The sequence below is a fragment of the Blautia massiliensis (ex Durand et al. 2017) genome (genome assembly GCF_051861785.1).
GTDB classification, from domain to species: Bacteria; Bacillota; Clostridia; order Lachnospirales; family Lachnospiraceae; genus Blautia_A; species Blautia_A luti_A.
The window spans coordinates 1,731,542-1,750,291 of the sequence record NZ_CP146725.1 but is presented as its reverse complement, the minus strand read 5'-3'; the positions used below and the strand labels follow the sequence as shown (position 1 = coordinate 1,750,291).

Sequence of the window (18,750 nt, the reverse complement as noted above, 5' to 3'; positions counted from 1 at the left end):
GTAGTTTTTCATCTGCTTCAACTTATAACTACATTATGTGAAAAAAAAGTGTGTGTTTCAATACGATTGCCGGAATAAAAATCTAAACGTTTTACTACGAATTTTACTATGTTGAATGAAGCGGATCTCATAGGACATATAATGAAAAACAGATAAAAACAGAGAGAAAAACGACGAAACAGAAGCATTTGAAGGGACATAAAAATGATAACATTAAAAGACGTTGCAAGGGAAGCAGGTGTATCCATAGCAACCGTTTCCTGCGCACTGAGCGGAAAGAAAGCAGTCCGTCCGGAAACCTATACAAAGATAATGGACGCTGTGGAGAAGCTGAAATATATTCCGAATTATTCTGCCAGAAATCTGAAAAAAAAAGCCAGCAATATGGTAAGCGTGCTGCTTCCGGGAATGAGAAGCCAGTTTTACTCAGGGCTCTTTGACGGAATATCTTCTTATCTTCAGTCCCATGGATATTCCATTAATATTGCGTTTTCCAATGATTCCGTAGATGTGGAATGTACGAAGATCGATGAATTTATTACCCAGAATTCAGCAGGGCTTATTATCGTGACGACACAGCCAGGTAATACAGCTTTTTTTCAGAACCATATTATGGATTATCAGATTCCGGCGGTTTTTGTTGAGCGTGAACCGGATTCCGTGTTCTGTAATTATGTAGGGTTTCGTCATTACGATACCTTTTACAGTATAACAAAACAGGTTCTGAAACAGGGATACCGGGATATCAGTATTGTCTGTGGTCCTCTTGAGTTTTCTTCTGAGCGGAATTATGTCCGGGCATTCAGAGATGCCATGGAAACACAGGGAGAAGATTTGGCGCCGGAGAAGATATGTGCGACGAATTTTACCAGAGAAGATGCATTCAGCAGTTTTATGAAAATTTTTTCCAGGAAGCCGCCGGAGGTTTTGCTGTCAACAAATCGTGAGATCACATATGGAATTCAGACTGCCATGGAATACTGCGGATTGCGAACCCCGGAGGATATTGTTCTGATCAGCTGTTCTGAGGAATCCTGGATCAACATCAATCAGAATGATGGTGTGATCAAAATCTCCAGAAACAGTACTGTTCTGGGGGAGCAGGCAGCCAGGATACTTTTGCAGAATATCCATAACCCAAGGCTGTATGAGCAGACTATACAGGAGATTGATTTTTCGGAAAAGGATATCCGGCTTGTGAGTCTGCCGGAAAAAGAAAAGCAGCAGAAACAGAGTTTCCGGATATCCTGCAAAGAGAAAATCCGCTTTCTGGCAGTGGACAATCCGACTATCCAGGCACTACAGCTGCTTACCGGACATTTTGAAGCGGAAACCGGGATTCAGGTAGAGTTTCACTGTGTACCTCAGAACCAGCTGCTTTCCATGATTTCAGAGTCCTGTGCTACGCTGACGCAGACCTATGACTTTTATACCTATGATGTTCCGTGGCTGGAATATATGGTTCAGAATATGTGTCTTGCAGATATTTCTTCCTTTATTGAAAGTGACAGCTTCAGAAAGGATCAGTTTTTTCAGTCAGGCTTCCGGAACTGCCAGTTGAACGGACGGTATTTCGGAATCCCGGTGAGCGGAGGAACACAGCTTCTTTTCTACAGAAAAGACCTGTTTGAAAACAGGGAGCTTCAGGCTGAATACCAGAAAAGAAGTCTGATATCACTTCGGACACCGAGAACATGGAAGGAATTTAATGATGTGGCTGCCTTTTTTACAAGGAAGGAGAATCCTGCGTCACCTACAGAATACGGAGCTTCTTTTGCGGGAGCGATCGATGAAGAACTGGCACCGGAGATCCTGATCAGGCTCTGGGCCTGCGGCGGAAAGCTATGGGATAATTATCATAGGCCAACCTTTCATACGAAGGAGAACAGAATGGCTTTTGAGAGTATTCTCCATACGCTGGATTACATACCGGAGAAAGATATGAACAGATCTATCACTCAGACAGTAGATGATTTCTGTACAGGCAGGACAGCTATGCTGATCACATATTCAGAGTTTGCTCATGGAATAAACCGGCGGGTGAAAGAGAATGTATCCGGTCGGATCGCTTCCGGTATGGTTCCGGGAAAAGCACCTGCCAGTGTAGGATGGAATCTGGGACTGAATCCTTTTTCCTCACACAGAGAAGCTGTCTGCCGATTTTTTTCCTGGCTGTGCAACAGTGATACGAGTCTGTATCTGACTATACTGAATGGTGCGTCAACAGTTGTGACACCGTACCGCAACAGTGAGCTTCTGAAGCTGCATCCCTGGCTGGTCAGCACTGAGGAGAGCCTTCAGTATGCAAAAAGACGAAACAGTCCGTATCGAAAGAATCGCCTGATTATTCCTGTAGAGCAGATTGAGAAGATCATGTGTCAGGCTCTGCGAAAAACATATCAGGGAGATACCTCTGTTGAAGAGGCGCTGAAAGCAGCACAGGAAGAGGCGGATCACCTGTTCAGCATGTATGGATATCCAACGATCCACGAAATATTCAGAAGATGACAAAAAACCACGTTTAATAATTTTTTGTAATATGCAATATACACAAGAATAATTGCGGGAAAATTTGTAATTATTGTGAAAATATAGTATAATCAACAAAAAAAAGAGCGCGAAAACAGACAGAAATTATACATAATCACGGATCGATGTACAGATGGGAGGGGAAGAAAATGTATACACTTCTGATTGCTGATGATGAACCTCTTATCCGCAATGGGGTGAAAAAGATCATAGACTGGGAATCTCTGGGATTTTCGGAGATTTTTCTTGCGGAGGATGGACAGGAGGCACTGGATATCATACGGAAAAATCATGTGGATCTTGTGCTGACAGATATTGTGATGCCGTTTATGGATGGTCTGGAGCTGACGGAGATCCTTTCAAGGGAATTTCCGCAGATCCATGTTGTGATCCTCACTGGACATGAGGATTTTCAGTATGCACAGAAATCGGTTGGACTTGGAGTGAAGAACTATATCCTGAAGCCTATCGGTGCCGAAAGCCTTTATAAGGAAATGAAGGAAATCTGCGAGAAGCTTCATATAGAGAATAGCCAGAGACAGTATATCCAGTCAATGAAGAATCAGCTTCGCCAGAGCCTGCCTGTACTTCAGGAACAGACACTGAACAAGATCGTCTGTTCTGCAGACCGTAATCTCAGGCTGTATCTGGAGAGGGCAAAAAGCCTTCAGCTGGATATGAGCCAGGCACCATATGAGATTGGAGTCATGGATCTTGATATGGAAAATATTTCAGGGGCAGATTATGATCTTTATCTTTTTGCATCCCGGAATATTGTGAAAGAATGTCTGGGAAAAGAGCATTATGTTTTTGAAGATGGAAAAGACAGAGTGGTAATTTTGTTTCGCTGCGGTACGCTTGAAGCAGAATCGCATGATCTTATTTATGATGTCCTCTGTATTATCCAGAAGTCTATCTATAACACGATCCGGCTGAGAACCACCTGTGCACTGGGGACAACAGCAGCCACCCTGGATGAACTGAACCAGGCCTACCGCAATGCAAAGAAAGCACTGGAGTGTAAATATTCACTGGGAAGCAATAATGTTTATGATATTGAAGACCTGAATTATCTGGAGCGTTCCTTCTATTATCCGCAGCAGGAACTTCACCATCTTACTAAGAGTATCATGATCGGCAATACGAAAGAAATCGAACGAGCAGTACGTTCTGTATTTCATGACAATGAAAAGGACGGTTCCCTTTCCGGAAAAAATGTCAAGGTTATTTATATGGAGGCAATGAATGCACTTTTGAGAGAACTTGCCGGGCTTAAGGATATCCCGGATGAAATGTGGAACAGAGGATTTGTATTATACCAGAAATTTGAAACATACAGTTCCCTGAGAGAGATGGAGGATGAGCTGATCCGGTTTGCATGCAGTATCCGTGACGAAATGAATTCTGCTCAGACAAACAGTGGAATGCAGGTTATTGACAAGGTGAAGGATTATGTAATGAGAAATTATAAAAATCCGGAGATTTCCCTTACATCAGCAGCGGAATTTGCATCTGTCAGCACAGGATATTTAAGCGGACTCTTCAAGAAAGAAGCGGGAACGAATTTTGTAAAATATCTTACAGATGTCCGCATGGAAAAATCCATGCAGCTGCTTCGATCAACAGATATGAAAACCTATGAGATTGCTTATGAAACAGGATTTTCCAATCCTCATTATTTCAGTGTTTCTTTCAAAAAATATACAGGAATGTCTCCTTCCGAGTTCAGGGCAAAGGAGTAAGCCATGAAGAAAAAACAGAAAAGCAGTCTGAAAAACCGGGCCCTGAGTCAGACCGCGGTGCTGATTATTGTTACCATGTGTATTATGGTTACTGTTTTTTATATGGTCTTTCACTCAAGGGCATTTAATGAACGGGGAAAGTACGAAGAAGAAAATCTGGTAAATATGGAAGCCTATCTGAACAGCTACTTGGAGGAAGTGGATTCCATTGCAAAAAATGTAAATTATAATTATTATCTTCAGGATTATCTGGAAACTGTGATCAAAGAAGAAGATGATTATGTGGATAGCGGAATCGGAAAAAATATGCGTTCTTATGAGATGAGCTCACAGGCATTCAGTGACACCTTACTTTCCAGGGCAGATATTTCCTCCATTATGATTTTTGGAAAGAAAAAAATGCTCCTGAACAGATCTATGTATACCTATCAGAAGGTCGCATTGGATTATTCCAAGCTGGACTGGTATGCGAAGGCAGTGGCAAAGCCGCAGGATGCAATTATCACAGGACCTAACAGACATTCATTTTTTGACACAGATGATGAGGTGATCTCACTGAGCAGGGAAGTCCAGAGCTATGAAAACGGAACCTTCCGAGGTGTGATCCTGATCAATCTGAATATGAATAAGATCACGGAGATCTGTAATTCTTTTCAGGAAAAACAGGAGAATTTTATATGTATTATAAATGATAAGGGCGAGCTGGTTTATGAGCAGCAAAATGGAAGAGAACGCTTCGCTTTTGATGAGAAGGAAAACCGTCAGAAGCTGAATACAGAACTTGGGAAAACGAAGGAGAGCTGTTTCAGGCTGAACTACAGAGGAGAGAAATATCTGGTAACCAGAACCGGTATGAAAACAACAGGATGGATTCTGGTAAGTATGGTTCCGTACAAGTCTGTGATGGCAGAAACAATGGCAATCAGTGGGGTAATGATCCTGGCTGTGGTCATTACTCTTATAGTAACTTTGCTTCTGCTTAACCGGATTCTTACAGGAGTGGTAAAGCCTCTGAAAAAACTGGAAAAATATATGGTTCAGGTTAATCCGGATAATATGGATCAGCGTATGGAAATTCTTACAGACGATGAGATCGGACATTTGTCAATGAAATTTAATCAGATGATGGATCGTATCCGGAATCTGAAAGAGCAGGTGATCGAAGAACAGGAAGATAAGCGAAAGTACGAGCTTCAGGCTCTGCAGGCACAGATCAATCCGCATTTTCTGTACAATACGCTGGATTCCATTATATGGATGGCAGAGACAAATGACTCAAATATCGTGGCAATGACAGAAGCACTGGCAAAACTGTTCCGGATATCCCTGAACAAGGGAAATGAAGAAATCTCTCTGGAAAGGGAGCTGGAGCATGTGAAAAATTATCTGATCATTCAGAGTATGCGTTATGCAGATAAATTTACATATGAAATTTCAGCAGAGCCTGGTGTGGAACGGTGCAGGACGATAAAGCTGATCCTGCAGCCGATAGTGGAAAACTGTATTTATCATGGCATCAAAAAGAAACGAGGAACAGGAAAGATCACTATCCGGGCGTACAGGCGGGAACAGAATCTGATCATAGAAGTCAGCGATGACGGATGCGGAATGCCGGAAGAAATATGCAGGAAAATCCTGTCTGATGAGATCGAATCTGAGAATATCAGCGGTTCCGGAATCGGAGTCAAAAATGTAAATGAACGCATCCAGCTCCGTTTTGGAAAGAAATACGGTCTGAGCTATTCATCAGAAGAAGGCGTTGGAACGACAGTGACTTATGTTCTTCCATATAATGAGGGAGGCAGTATATGAATAAGAAACATATGAAAAAAAGGCTCCTGATTTTTGCGGCGGCAATTTTGATGATAATAACGACAGTAACTGTTCATTGTAAAACAGAAGTCAGATCTGAGGCAGCCGGTGTAAAAACGCAGCAGGAAACAAAGAAAAAAATAATCGGTGTCACCCTTGCATCCAGTCAGGCCAGTTATCAGTATGCTATTGGAAATCTTCTTGTTGCAGAAGCAGAGAAAGATCCGGATTATAAGCTGGAAATCCAGTATGCAGAATGGAATGTAAAAAAACAGGAAGAGCAGATGAGGGATTTTATCCGGAGAAAAGTTGATGCCATCATTTTTTGTCCGGTTAATGCGAAATCTTATCTGAATGTACTTCGCGAGGCAAAGAACGCCGGAATCCCTGTGATCAATCTGAATATGAAAGTGGATACTGTATCTGCGGAATATATTACAACTTATGTAGGGGCAAGTATGTCGGAAGAGGCTGATCTGGCAGGTCAGCTGGTGGTGGAATGTCTTAATGGAAAAAAAGGAAAAGTGGGAATCATCGAAGGTTCTCAGGGAACAGATCCCCAGATTTACAGAACACAGACATTTCTGGAATATCTGTCCAGTTATCCGGACGTTGAAGTTGTGGGGATTGAAGAAGCCAACTGGTCCCGGGCAAAAGCAGGTCTGGCAGCATCCAGACTTCTTTCCCAGAATCCGGATATCAATGTATTTTACTGCCATGACAGCAATATGGCACTGGGAGTTTATGATATGCTGAAGGCCAGAGGAATACAGGACAATATCCAGGTGATAGGAATTGGAAATGAAACAGAGCATATGGAAGCGGTAAAGCGTGGAAAGCTTTATGGTATTGTAACCCAGCCGCCGGAATATGAAGCGGAATATGCATGGAGCTGTGCAAAAAGAGCCGCTTCGGGAGAAATCCTGAGACTGTGGTATAAGAACCTGGTAGTAAGCCTTACAAAAGATAATATAGACACTTATTTTAGACCGTCACTGGATTAAAAAAAGGACTGTCACTGATGTGAAAAATAAGACTAAACCGATGAAAAAATTGAATTTCAATTTTCATCGGTTTTTCTTATTATACTAATAAATACTTCGTAATGATCGGATTTGTTACTCAGAAAGATGAACTGACATTGGCGGAGGTGTCATTCATGGGAAAGGAGATAAATATGAGCAGTGGAGTAAACAGCACGGGACAGACATACGCTCTGGATATGCAGAAGGTTTCAAAACGTTTTCCAGGTACACTGGCTGTTGATAAGGTAGATTTCCGTGTGAAAAAAGGTGAAGTGCATGCTCTGATGGGAGAGAATGGTGCGGGAAAATCAACTCTGATGAAAATGCTGAACGGTTTGTTTAATGACTATACAGGAGATATCTACATTAACGGAGAGAAGAAACTTCTCTATTCCCCGACAATGGCCAAGGAAGCAGGGATCGGAATGGTATATCAGGAGCTTTCTCTTGCAAGAAGAATTTCCATTTATGAGAATCTTCTGGTGGGAAGACTTCCGAAGAAAGGTATTTTTGTAGATAAGAAGAAAGCAATTGAGGAGTCAAAGAAACTTCTTGCAAGAGTAGGACTGGATTATATTGATCCGACTATGGATGTTTCTGAGATCAGCCAGTGCGAAGCACAGCTTGTCGAGATTGCGAAAACTCTTGGCTTTAATCCATCCATTATTGTTATGGATGAGCCCACATCCGCTCTTTCCAGCGACGAGGTTGAACGCCTTTACAAGATCATCCGTCAGCTGAAGGCAGAGGGGCTTGCAGTGGTTTATATTTCCCATCACCTGGCAGAGATCTTTGAGATCGCAGACAATGTTACAGTTATGCGAGATGGTAAGCTGGTAGGCTCCTGTGCAGTAGCTGATACGAATCCGGATAAGCTGGTTGAGATGATGGTAGGAACTCCTGTAAAGAATTTCTATGAGAACCATAAATCCATGGTACAGGATGAAGTTGTACTGAAGGTTGAAGATTATACACACTGGGGATTTTTCCATCATGTAAACTTCGAGCTTCATAAGGGTGAAGTACTTGCTATCTGCGGACTGGCCGGGGCAGGAAGAACAGAAATCGCAAGAGCACTGATCGGTGTGGATAAGGCCGATGGTGGAAAAGTCTATATACATGGAAAAGAGACACATTTCAGGAACTTCGGAGAAGCTATCGCCGGAGGACTTGGATATCTGACAGAGGATCGAAAAGTTGTAGGTCTGGCACTGAACCAGACAGTTGGTGATAATGTGACCTCCTGTATTATTGATCGGAATTCCAACGGTATTTTCTACAATCAGAAGAAACTGAACGGACTGATTGATGAGAAGATCAATGAGATGAGCGTTTATCCGGCAGACAGAGACCGTCTGGTAAACAGCTTCTCCGGTGGAAATCAGCAGAAGGTGCTGATGGCCAAATGGCTGGCAGCTGGTGTTGATATCCTGATCCTGGATGAACCTACACGAGGTGTTGATGTTAATGCCAAGCAGGTTATCCATAATGTAGTTAAGGATTATGTATCAAAAGGCAATTCCGTAATTCTTCTTTCTTCTGACCTTCCGGAAGTTGTGGGACTTGCAGACAGAGCAGTGATCTTACGTGAAGGACATACGATCGGAATGATCCGGAAAAAAGATATGACGGAAAATTCAATACTGATTGCAGCTAATGGGGAGGGAGAGTTCGTATCATGTCAGAAGTAAATAAAAATGGAAATACTGCCGCTCCAAAGGTAGATACAAGAAAAACAGAGATCAACAAAGCCAGCCTGATCTTCAATCAGCTTGGCATCTGGATCATTGTTGCAGGACTTATCATTCTGGGAATGATCATTTCGAAAGGACAGTTCTTCGGAAAAAGTAATATCCAGTCTATTCTGGAAGCAGTAGCCCTGACCGGTATGGTCTGTGCAGGACTGTTCTACGTTACATATTCAGGAAACATGACAGATATGTCTGTGCCGATCACAATGGCATTCGGCGGAGTTATGGCAGTACAGTGCATTAACTTCGGCTTTGTGGGATCTATTATTGCAGGACTTCTTGCAGGTGCCCTGATCGGTCTGATCAATGGTTTCATGATCGGTAAGATGAGAGCCAACGCCATCATCTGGACACTGGCGGTAAATCTTTTGATATCCGGTGTCATACGAGTAGTATGGCAGGGGAAAATGCTCTACGCAGAGGATATCGCGAAAGAGGGCATGCAGTCATCTGCTGAGAAGTTTTACGCGATTTCCAGAACCTATATCGGCGGAGCAATCTCCCTGATGGCAATCGTTATGCTGGTTATGTTTGTGATCTCATGGGTGATTCACACAAAAACAGCATTCGGACAGAAACTGAAGATTATCGGTACCAATTATGAAGTAGCGAAATTTTCAGGAATCAACTGTACAAAACAGATCATTATCGCATATGTGATCAATGGTCTCTGCAGCGCAACAGCTGGTATCTTTTATGCAGCTCTCAGAAAATGTGCTTCCTACGAAAACGGAACCGGTTATGATTTTGATGCTCTGACTGCGATCCTTCTGGGTGGCGTTTCCCTGAACGGTGGAAAAGGAAGTATTGTTGGAACCTTCGGTGGTGTTCTTGCTTACGGTATCCTTAACAATATTCTTTCCTGGATCGGTCTTGGAACATACACCAAGTATCTTGTCCAGGGTATCGTATTCCTGTTCATCGTATGGTTAAACACACATTCAAACAGAAAGTTGGGTAAAGCATGATGGAGAAGAAATTTAAGCTGAATGCAGCAATGATCAACAAAAACCGCGCATTTTTATTACTTGCGATCGTACTTTTCTGTGGACTGTTTGTGGACAATTTCTATACAGCCTACAATATCCGGGCAGTAACAGGTAACGGAAGTCTTGTTATCTGGCTGGGACTTGGATTTACTATCGTCCTCATTGCAGGGCATATGGATATGACAGTTATGTACATGTCAACCTTTGCAGCACTTCTTACACTTGGGCTTCACAGCAACCAGAAGCTTCCGTGGGCAATCTGCATTCTCATCGGTGCTCTGATGGGTGTTGTAAACGGCCTGATCATGGGACTGCTTGTTACAAAGCTGAAGATCCACGCATTTATCGCAAGTATCGGTATGCAGCTGGTTCTCAAGGGAATCATGTATGTGTACTGTAACGGAAGTGAGCTGAGTATCGGAAGAGATTATGATCTGAATGAGAAGCTGAATAATCAGCTGCTCCCATTTCTTCCATTCTCAACGTATTTTATTATCACAACACTTTTTGTAATCCTGGTAATTGTAATTCTTCGTTACACAAGACTTGGAAGAAATATCCATATGGTAGGTGGCAATGCAGAGACAGCATGGCTTGCAGGTATCCACAGTGACCGTGTTGTAATAGCAGCATTTATCATTTCCGGACTTGCAGCAGGACTTGGCGGAGCATTGAACGGAATCTATTCCGGCGCAGCCAATGTAACCATGGGTGAAAAAGGAATCTCACCTTTCTATATGGCATTTACAGCAACTGTTATCGGCGGAACAGATATCTACGGCGGTAAAGGAAGCGTAGGCTGGACCTACATTTCTCTTCTGATGATCGCGTTCCTGAAATCTCTCTGTAAATCCACAGAGCTTCAGGTACTGGTTATCGGTGCAGCACTTGTGCTTTGCCTGATCTATGAGACAGTTGCAAAATACAATAAAGATAAGATCCTTGGACGTCGTCCGAATCTTCATCTGGAACATCTCAAAGAGATGAAAGGTGCAAAATAAGTAACGAAACTAACAGGGGAAATTAAAAGCGGAGGGAGCTTTTAATAAAATAAAAACTATATAAGGTATAGGAGGAAGAAAACATGATGAAAAAGAGACTGGCGGTTCTGTTATGTGGTGCTATGTTGTTAGGTACGGGGTCTGTAGCATTTGCAGAGGAGAACACAGACGCTCAGGCAACTGAGGCAGAGGCAAGTGATGAGAGTGCAGAAGAGGAAGCAGTAGAAGTTCCGGACGCTGCAAAAGATTCTTACGACAAACTGCAGGAAGCAGAGAAAACATTAAAAACAACAGATGACCATCTCATGATGGAAGCGCCGCTTAGCTTCGATGTTCCGGAAGTAGACGGAGATGCTGCATACTGTGAAGACAATTACGAAGAGACAGATGCCAATCACTGGCATTACAAAGAGTATCTTGACTGGGACGAGGCAAATGATGCAAAATTCCCGGAGTCACCGGCAGATGGACAGGAAGGCAAAAAAATTATCCTGATCGTTCATGGTGCACATGCCTGGACAACCTGCTACACAGAGGCTTTCCAGAAAGCATGTGATGCAGTCGGAATGGAAGTAACTGTTTATGATCCAAACTGGGATCAGGGAAATCAGGACAGCTACATTGACCAGGCGATCAACGAGCATCCGGATGCAATCGCATTGATTCCGCTTTCCGCTGACCATGCAACACAGCAGTTCAAGAAGATCACAGACGCTGGAATCCCGGCATTCTGTGTAAATACAACACCGGAAGCAGAAGCTATGAACTACATCATTTCCTACACTGGCCCGAATGACTGGTACCAGATGAGAACACTTGCCGATATGCTTGGCGAGAAGATGGAAGGCAAAGGAGGAGTTGCTTATATTACACATAACGTAGGTGGATCTCCTTACTATGCACGCTGCTATGGACCTATGACAGAGCTTGCTGAGAAATATCCGGACATCGAGACACTTGATATCCAGTCTCCTGGATTCGAGGCTTCCAAAGTTAAACAGGTCGTATCCGACTGGATCACAAAATATGGCGATAAATTAAATGCGATCGTTCTTGCAGATGATTCTGATCAGGCTATCGGTGCAGCTGAGGCTTGCGAGGCAGCAGGACGTGACGATATCGTAATCGTTGCCGCTGGTATCTCCAAACAGGGTCTTGACCTTGTAAAAGACGGAAAACTTTATGGTATGTCCTATCAGACCTGCCAGGGTGATGCCGGTCTTGCAGTTCGTACAATCTCCGAGTGGTTCTGCGGCATTGATGTAAACCGTGTAAATTATCTGAGAACAGACGTTGTTACTTCTGAGAACACAGCAGACTTTGAGCCGTGCCAGTGGTAATAAAAAAGAATAAACATGTCTGCTGATGCGGATGTCTGGATGCCGTCTCCTTTGTGGGAGGCGGCATTTTCAAACTGTGGATTGTGAAGAGCTTATGCAGCAGTGGATTGTGTGGGCATGAATAATGGAGGTAATGGGATGAAAGCAGAAGAAGTTAGGATCTCCGAATGGGAAGGATATCAGAGAAAGGATTTTAAACTGGATGGCCATGAGTGTATCCTGGTCATGCCGAAAGAAGTGCATCCGGGAAAACCATGGGTATGGCGCGCAGAGTTTTTCGGAGCTTTTGATTATGCAGACAGAGCACTTCTTGAGAAAGGCTGGCATATTGCATATATGATGATCAGTGACATGTACGGATGCCCGGAATCCATAAGCCTTATGGAAATGTTTTATCAGTATATCACAGAGGAAGAAGGCCTTAATAAAAAAGCAGATCTTTTCGGCTTCAGCCGGGGCGGTCTTTATTCTGTCAATTATACGGTGAAAAATCCTGAAACGATCTCCACACTGTATCTGGATGCGCCGGTTATGAATGTGACGAGCTGGCCGGGAGGATATGGAGCAAGTGAGCGTTATTCGAAAGAATGGGAAGAGTGTAAGGCAGTTTATCATCTCACAGATGAGAATGCCCTGGAATTCAGGGGGAATCCTCTGGACAAAATGCCTCAGCTTCTTAAAGCGGGGATCAGAATCATGCTGGTAGCGGGTGCGGTTGACAGTGTTGTGCCTTATCAGGAAAACGGTGCCAATCTGGCCAGATATTATGAGGAAAACGGCGGCCAGATCAAAGTGATCGTAAAACCGGACTGTGACCATCATCCGCACAGTCTGGAAGATCCTGCACCGATCGTAGAGTATATTGCAGATAATTTCGAGAGAAACTGAGAAGAGATATACTTAAAAACAAGTATGTCTACCAGAAACTAATCATAAACAGCCAGAAATTAAGAATTGTACACATTGGCTGACCAGGGTACAATATAGGCAATTCAAAAAACAATTAAACGAAATGCAAAGGCGCATTTGTTGTAGGAAGACAGCGAATGCGCCTTTTTTTACCAGAATGAACGCAGGATGCAGAGGCAGATCGTGGGATGATTTTCAGAAAGAGAGGGAATGTATTATGGCAAAGAGCGAACAGGTAATCAAAGATCTTGACAGAGTGATCGAACTGATCAACACAGATATGAAAGATATTCCGGCAGAGGAGAAAAAACAGATGGTGGCAGATACCATCGATCATTTTGACAACTATGTAAGCCCGGGTTGGCTGAAATACCGTAAATCTGTTTCTTCTGACTCTGAGCAGGGTGCAGTTCTTGAGTGGCAGGATGAAGGAGCTTACTGCTATGGACTGAACGGAGAAAAATTTATCGACTGTCTTGGCGGCTTCGGTATTTACACCTGTGGCCACAGAAATCCAGAGATTCTGAAAACCGTAAAAGCACAGCTTGATCATCAGGCACTTCATTCTCAGGAGCTTCTTGATCCGCTTCGTGGATATCTTGCAAAAGCACTTGCAGATATCACACCTGGCGACCTGCAGTACTGCTTTTTCACAAACGGCGGTGCAGAGGCCGTTGAGATGGCTCTGAAGCTTGCACGTATCGCAACCGGCGGAAGATGGTTCATTTCCACAGTAGGTGCTTTCCATGGCAAGAGCATGGGTGCAATCTCCATGGGTGGTAAGAGTACATACCGTACTCCTTATATTCCGATGGTACAGCAGGTACAGCATGTGCAGTATGGTATTGCAGATGATGTAAGAAAAGCGATCAAGAACCTTCAGGCAGTTGGAGAGAAGGTTGCCGGTGTGATCCTTGAGCCGATCCAGGGTGAGGCTGGTGTTATCGTTCCTCCGGCAGGATATCTTCAGGAGGTTCGTGAAATCTGTGATGAGACAGGTGTGGCACTGATCTTTGATGAAATCCAGACAGGTATGGGACGTACCGGCACAATGTGGAGATGTGAGGCAGAGGGCGTTACACCGGATATCATGACATATGGTAAAGCTTTCGGCGGCGGTATCATGCCGATCACAGGTATCATCTGTAAACCGAAGATGTGGGTTCAGGATCTGATCGACAACCCATGGCTTCTTGGCTCTCCTACATTTGGCGGAAACCCGGTATGCTGTGCAGCAGCTATCGCAACTATCAAATATATGCTTGAAAATGATATCCCGGGTGTCTGCAAAAGTAAAGGTGAGATCCTGAAAGCCGGACTTCAGAGTCTTGCGGAAAAATATCCTGAGATTATCCAGGAGGTTCGTGGTACAGGTCTTATGCTTGCAGTTGAGTTCCATACATGTGAGCTTGGTTATGAGACTGCAAAGGGTCTGTTTGCAAGACGCGTCATGACAGCCGGTACTCTTGTTAATGCGAAAACCATCCGTTTCGAGCCTACAGCTGTTATCTCCGAACAGGATATCAAGGATGTTATCTCCAGAATGGACGAGGCTCTTGCTGATACAAAGAAAGAACTTAATGTATAAAAGATAACAGAGTTTTTCCGAAAGGGATGATATTATAAGATGAGTTTATGCAGAATAGAAGTCATCACAAGCCTTGCAAAATTTTCCAGCCTGAAATCTGCACTTAGTAAAGCCGGTGTCAGAGGTATGACTGTTATGCAGGTGCTTGGATGTGGTGTTGAAAAAGGTACCCGTGAGTATGAGGTGGATGAAAATTATGAGATGGAGCTCCTTCCGAAGCAGCAGATCAGTGTTGTGGTAAAAAAAGATCAGGTTGATAAGATCGTGGATGTGATCAAGCATGAGCTTTATACCGGGCATATTGGCGATGGCAAAATTTTTATCTACGATATTGATAATGTGATCCGTGTAAGAACGGGTGATGAAGGTGTAGATGCTCTGTAAAGGGTAAGCAGAGGATCGTGATGGCAGGCGAGGTGTCCGCAGATAAAGCGGAACCTCGCCTGTTTCTGTGTTGCCTGTTTTGAAATGGCTGTTCTGAAATAACTCACAGTTTACATAATACAGATGTCCGTTTAAACGAATGCGGATCGCGAATATCCATCTGACTTATTGGGAGGTGACTAGGATTATGAGTGAAGATAAGAAATTAGGGCTGGGAAGTGTTGTATCTATATCAGTAGGGCTGGTCATTGCCACCAGCTGTCTGGTCTCACTGGGGCAGGGTGCAGGTACGGTTGGTGTTGTGTTTATTTTTTCCATGATTATTGCGTGTCTTTTGAATATGACTACGGTGGCTTCGCTTTCGGAGCTGAATGCCATTATGCCGAATACGACGGGTGGCCTGGCGCAGTATACACTGGCATGTCTGGGGCCTTTTCCCACGTTGATCTCCATGGTGGGCGGTTATCTGCTCTGTAATATTCTGTCCTCTGGTGTGGAGGCTTCGATTTTTTCCTATGCGATGGCGCAGACGATCAAGTTGCCGGTTCTCAGTATTGCGTATACGTTGATCATGACCATTGTGATCATGATCGCAAATCTTCGTGGTGTGGATATGTTTGCAAAGATCCAGGATCTGGTCGCGTTTCTTCTGGTTGGTTCCATGATCATCATGGGACTGATCGGTATGCTTAAGCTGGGGACAGGACAGGTGGTTTCGCAGCCGTATACAATGGCCACAAAGCCTTCGAAGCTGTTTTCTGCTACAGCTACGGCGTTCTGGCTGTTTATCGGGGCGGAGTATGTGATCCCGGTTTCCAAGAGTGTTAAGAATGCGAAGAGGAATGTTCCTCTTGGTATGATCATAGGTCTTGCTCTGATCTGTGGTGTGCAGTCGATCATGGTGTTTGGTTTTCATAATTATACGCCATGGCAGGAGCTTATGGATTCCCCGGCTCCGCATCTGCTTTACGGAGAAAATCTTCTTGGCAGTGCAGGTAAGATCTGGATGACTTTGGTGGCTGCGCTTGCAGTTGTGAGTACGCAGAATTCTACGGTGAATGGTCTGGCGAGTATCTGCCAGGGTATGGCGAAGATGAATATGATGCCGAGGATTTTTGCGAAGACGAATAAGCAGGGGGTTCCCTGGTTTGGTGTTGTATTTGTCAGTGTGACGATTTTTATTTTTGCACTGATCAGTAATGATTCTTCTTCTATTATTTCGTTCCTGATCCTGGTGGGTTCAGTGTTCTGGATGATTTCTTATGTGCTGGCGCATGTGGATGTGCTGATTCTGAGAAAGCGGATGCCGAAAGTGCCGAGGAGTTTCAGGGTTCCTGGTGGGCCGGTGTTTCCGCTTGTTGGTATTGCGGGGACGTGTTATATGATCCTGAATATTTCTTCTGATCCGGTGGAGCGGAATATGATCTGGCTGGTTGTGGTGATCACTTTTGTGGTTCTGGCGGTTTATTCTTTCTGGTGGATCAGGACTAGGATGAAGATGCCGGTGTTTAAGAGTGTGCCGATCCAGAAGGTTATGGCGATGGAGAATGAGTTGTTTTATACGATTCGGAAGAGAAAGGGGATTTGGAGATAGTGTGGTGGAAGGACGCTGCTTTTATTGGCAGCGTCTTTCTTAATAAACGGGATAAACGAAATATTTTAAAAAATTTGAATTTTATGGTTGACAAGCATAACTCCCAGTGGTATTATAACTGAGCTGTCGCAAATAATTGTTTACAAAAAACAAACAATTAAAAAGGATTTCAGAAAAATAAAAATTATAGTTGACAAAAGACAGAAGATATGATAAAGTATCCAAGTCGTCAGCAAAGCGGCAACAAAATCTTAACTCAAAAATGTTTGAAAAAACTCAAAAAAGTGCTTGACAAACAAAAAGAGATGAGATAAAATAAACGAGCTGTCTGAGAGACAGATACAACAAACCTTGATAACTAAACAGTGAAACACATACGATTCTCGAAAATTTCTTTACATTTAAAGAACGGTTTAAACAAACCAAAAGCAGTAAAAACGAGAGATAGCCAAACGGTTGTCTTGGGTAAATGAATCAAACACTTCTTAAGCCTTTGGCTTAATCAGTGTGAGTCGCAATTAAGTTGATGCGAGCATCACTGAATTGCTAACACATTTTATCAGAGAGTTTGATCCTGGCTCAGGATGAACGCTGGCGGCGTGCTTAACACATGCAAGTCGAACGGGAAACCTTTTATTGAAGCTTCGGCAGATCTAGCTGGTTTCTAGTGGCGGACGGGTGAGTAACGCGTGGGTAACCTGCCTTATACAGGGGGATAACAGTCAGAAATGACTGCTAATACCGCATAAGCGCACAGAGCTGCATGGCTCGGTGTGAAAAACTCCGGTGGTATAAGATGGACCCGCGTTGGATTAGCTTGTTGGCAGGGTAACGGCCTACCAAGGCGACGATCCATAGCCGGCCTGAGAGGGTGAACGGCCACATTGGGACTGAGACACGGCCCAGACTCCTACGGGAGGCAGCAGTGGGGAATATTGCACAATGGGGGAAACCCTGATGCAGCGACGCCGCGTGAAGGAAGAAGTATCTCGGTATGTAAACTTCTATCAGCAGGGAAGAGATTGACGGTACCTGACTAAGAAGCCCCGGCTAACTACGTGCCAGCAGCCGCGGTAATACGTAGGGGGCAAGCGTTATCCGGATTTACTGGGTGTAAAGGGAGCGTAGACGGATGGACAAGTCTGATGTGAAAGGCTGGGGCTCAACCCCGGGACTGCATTGGAAACTGCCCGTCTTGAGTGCCGGAGAGGTAAGCGGAATTCCTAGTGTAGCGGTGAAATGCGTAGATATTAGGAGGAACACCAGTGGCGAAGGCGGCTTACTGGACGGTAACTGACGTTGAGGCTCGAAAGCGTGGGGAGCAAACAGGATTAGATACCCTGGTAGTCCACGCGGTAAACGATGAATGCTAGGTGTCGGGTGACGAAGTCATTCGGTGCCGCCGCAAACGCATTAAGCATTCCACCTGGGGAGTACGTTCGCAAGAATGAAACTCAAAGGAATTGACGGGGACCCGCACAAGCGGTGGAGCATGTGGTTTAATTCGAAGCAACGCGAAGAACCTTACCAAGTCTTGACATCCCCCTGACCGGAACTTAACCGTTCCTTTCCTTCGGGACAGGGGAGACAGGTGGTGCATGGTTGTCGTCAGCTCGTGTCGTGAGATGTTGGGTTAAGTCCCGCAACGAGCGCAACCCCTATCCTCAGTAGCCAGCATATAAGGTGGGCACTCTGGGGAGACTGCCAGGGATAACCTGGAGGAAGGCGGGGATGACGTCAAATCATCATGCCCCTTATGATTTGGGCTACACACGTGCTACAATGGCGTAAACAAAGGGAAGCGAACCCGCGAGGGTGGGCAAATCCCAAAAATAACGTCCCAGTTCGGACTGTAGTCTGCAACCCGACTACACGAAGCTGGAATCGCTAGTAATCGCGGATCAGAATGCCGCGGTGAATACGTTCCCGGGTCTTGTACACACCGCCCGTCACACCATGGGAGTCAGTAACGCCCGAAGTCAGTGACCTAACCGCAAGGGAGGAGCTGCCGAAGGCGGGACCGATGACTGGGGTGAAGTCGTAACAAGGTAGCCGTATCGGAAGGTGCGGCTGGATCACCTCCTTT

At 44.4% G+C, this 18,750-nt stretch carries 12 protein-coding genes and 1 rRNA gene; all 13 read left to right on the top strand.

Going from position 1 to position 18,750, the window contains the following annotated elements:
• The first annotated feature begins 204 nt into the window (after positions 1–204).
• The 13 genes from V9W66_RS08335 (at position 205) to V9W66_RS08275 (ending at position 18,750) form a co-directional block, all read left to right on the top strand.
• Entirely contained in the window at positions 205–2,508 is a 2,304-nt protein-coding gene (locus V9W66_RS08335) for an extracellular solute-binding protein (RefSeq protein ID WP_144093597.1), read from the top strand.
• Between the two features lie 170 nt (positions 2,509–2,678).
• Positions 2,679–4,271, top strand: coding sequence for a response regulator (locus V9W66_RS08330; protein WP_186290021.1), 1,593 nt, complete (start codon positions 2,679–2,681; stop codon positions 4,269–4,271).
• Positions 4,272–4,274: 3 nt separating this feature from the next.
• Complete coding sequence (locus V9W66_RS08325; protein ID WP_144093599.1) at positions 4,275–6,083, top strand: cache domain-containing sensor histidine kinase; 1,809 nt, start codon at positions 4,275–4,277, stop codon at positions 6,081–6,083.
• Positions 6,080–7,087 carry a sugar ABC transporter substrate-binding protein gene (locus tag V9W66_RS08320; protein WP_144093600.1) on the top strand — a complete coding sequence of 336 codons (1,008 nt, stop codon included), beginning with the start codon at positions 6,080–6,082 and terminating at the stop codon, positions 7,085–7,087. The genes V9W66_RS08325 and V9W66_RS08320 overlap by 4 nt, the downstream gene beginning before the upstream one ends.
• 155 nt (positions 7,088–7,242) lie before the next feature.
• Complete coding sequence (locus tag V9W66_RS08315; RefSeq protein ID WP_144093601.1) at positions 7,243–8,799, top strand: sugar ABC transporter ATP-binding protein; 1,557 nt, start codon at positions 7,243–7,245, stop codon at positions 8,797–8,799.
• Positions 8,787–9,827, top strand: a complete 1,041-nt coding sequence (locus tag V9W66_RS08310) for an ABC transporter permease (protein ID WP_144093602.1) — start codon at positions 8,787–8,789, stop codon at positions 9,825–9,827. Before V9W66_RS08315 ends, V9W66_RS08310 begins: the two co-directional genes overlap by 13 nt.
• On the top strand, positions 9,824–10,849 hold the full coding sequence (locus V9W66_RS08305; RefSeq protein ID WP_059086396.1) for an ABC transporter permease: 1,026 nt from the start codon (positions 9,824–9,826) through the stop codon (positions 10,847–10,849). Before V9W66_RS08310 ends, V9W66_RS08305 begins: the two co-directional genes overlap by 4 nt.
• An 83-nt stretch (positions 10,850–10,932) precedes the next feature.
• On the top strand, positions 10,933–12,189 hold the full coding sequence (locus V9W66_RS08300) for a sugar ABC transporter substrate-binding protein (protein ID WP_144093603.1): 1,257 nt from the start codon (positions 10,933–10,935) through the stop codon (positions 12,187–12,189).
• Between the two features lie 138 nt (positions 12,190–12,327).
• Positions 12,328–13,077, top strand: coding sequence for an alpha/beta hydrolase family protein (locus tag V9W66_RS08295; RefSeq protein ID WP_015526622.1), 750 nt, complete (start codon positions 12,328–12,330; stop codon positions 13,075–13,077).
• A gap of 238 nt (positions 13,078–13,315) precedes the next feature.
• Complete coding sequence (locus tag V9W66_RS08290) at positions 13,316–14,686, top strand: putrescine aminotransferase (RefSeq protein WP_144093604.1); 1,371 nt, start codon at positions 13,316–13,318, stop codon at positions 14,684–14,686.
• A 39-nt stretch (positions 14,687–14,725) separates the two neighbouring features.
• Complete coding sequence (locus V9W66_RS08285) at positions 14,726–15,070, top strand: P-II family nitrogen regulator (RefSeq protein WP_144093605.1); 345 nt, start codon at positions 14,726–14,728, stop codon at positions 15,068–15,070.
• Between the two features lie 187 nt (positions 15,071–15,257).
• The gene (locus tag V9W66_RS08280) at positions 15,258–16,664 is read left to right on the top strand and encodes an APC family permease (RefSeq protein WP_186290022.1); all 1,407 of its coding nucleotides are present in this window, start codon (positions 15,258–15,260) and stop codon (positions 16,662–16,664) included.
• A 556-nt stretch (positions 16,665–17,220) separates the two neighbouring features.
• A 16S ribosomal RNA gene (locus V9W66_RS08275) occupies positions 17,221–18,750 on the top strand.

Excerpts from the sequence above, each read along its gene's own strand:
- V9W66_RS08310 (WP_144093602.1), top strand. The coding sequence starts at position 8,787 with ATGTCAGAAGTAAATAAAAATGGAAATACTGCCGCTCCAAAGGTAGAT.
- V9W66_RS08300 (WP_144093603.1), top strand. The coding sequence starts at position 10,933 with ATGATGAAAAAGAGACTGGCGGTTCTGTTATGTGGTGCTATGTTGTTA.
- V9W66_RS08335 (WP_144093597.1), top strand. The coding sequence starts at position 205 with ATGATAACATTAAAAGACGTTGCAAGGGAAGCAGGTGTATCCATAGCA.
- V9W66_RS08280 (WP_186290022.1), top strand. The coding sequence starts at position 15,258 with ATGAGTGAAGATAAGAAATTAGGGCTGGGAAGTGTTGTATCTATATCA.
- V9W66_RS08320 (WP_144093600.1), top strand. The coding sequence starts at position 6,080 with ATGAATAAGAAACATATGAAAAAAAGGCTCCTGATTTTTGCGGCGGCA.
- V9W66_RS08290 (WP_144093604.1), top strand. The coding sequence starts at position 13,316 with ATGGCAAAGAGCGAACAGGTAATCAAAGATCTTGACAGAGTGATCGAA.
- V9W66_RS08285 (WP_144093605.1), top strand. The coding sequence starts at position 14,726 with ATGAGTTTATGCAGAATAGAAGTCATCACAAGCCTTGCAAAATTTTCC.
- V9W66_RS08295 (WP_015526622.1), top strand. The coding sequence starts at position 12,328 with ATGAAAGCAGAAGAAGTTAGGATCTCCGAATGGGAAGGATATCAGAGA.
- V9W66_RS08305 (WP_059086396.1), top strand. The coding sequence starts at position 9,824 with ATGATGGAGAAGAAATTTAAGCTGAATGCAGCAATGATCAACAAAAAC.
- V9W66_RS08325 (WP_144093599.1), top strand. The coding sequence starts at position 4,275 with ATGAAGAAAAAACAGAAAAGCAGTCTGAAAAACCGGGCCCTGAGTCAG.
- V9W66_RS08330 (WP_186290021.1), top strand. The coding sequence starts at position 2,679 with ATGTATACACTTCTGATTGCTGATGATGAACCTCTTATCCGCAATGGG.
- V9W66_RS08315 (WP_144093601.1), top strand. The coding sequence starts at position 7,243 with ATGGGAAAGGAGATAAATATGAGCAGTGGAGTAAACAGCACGGGACAG.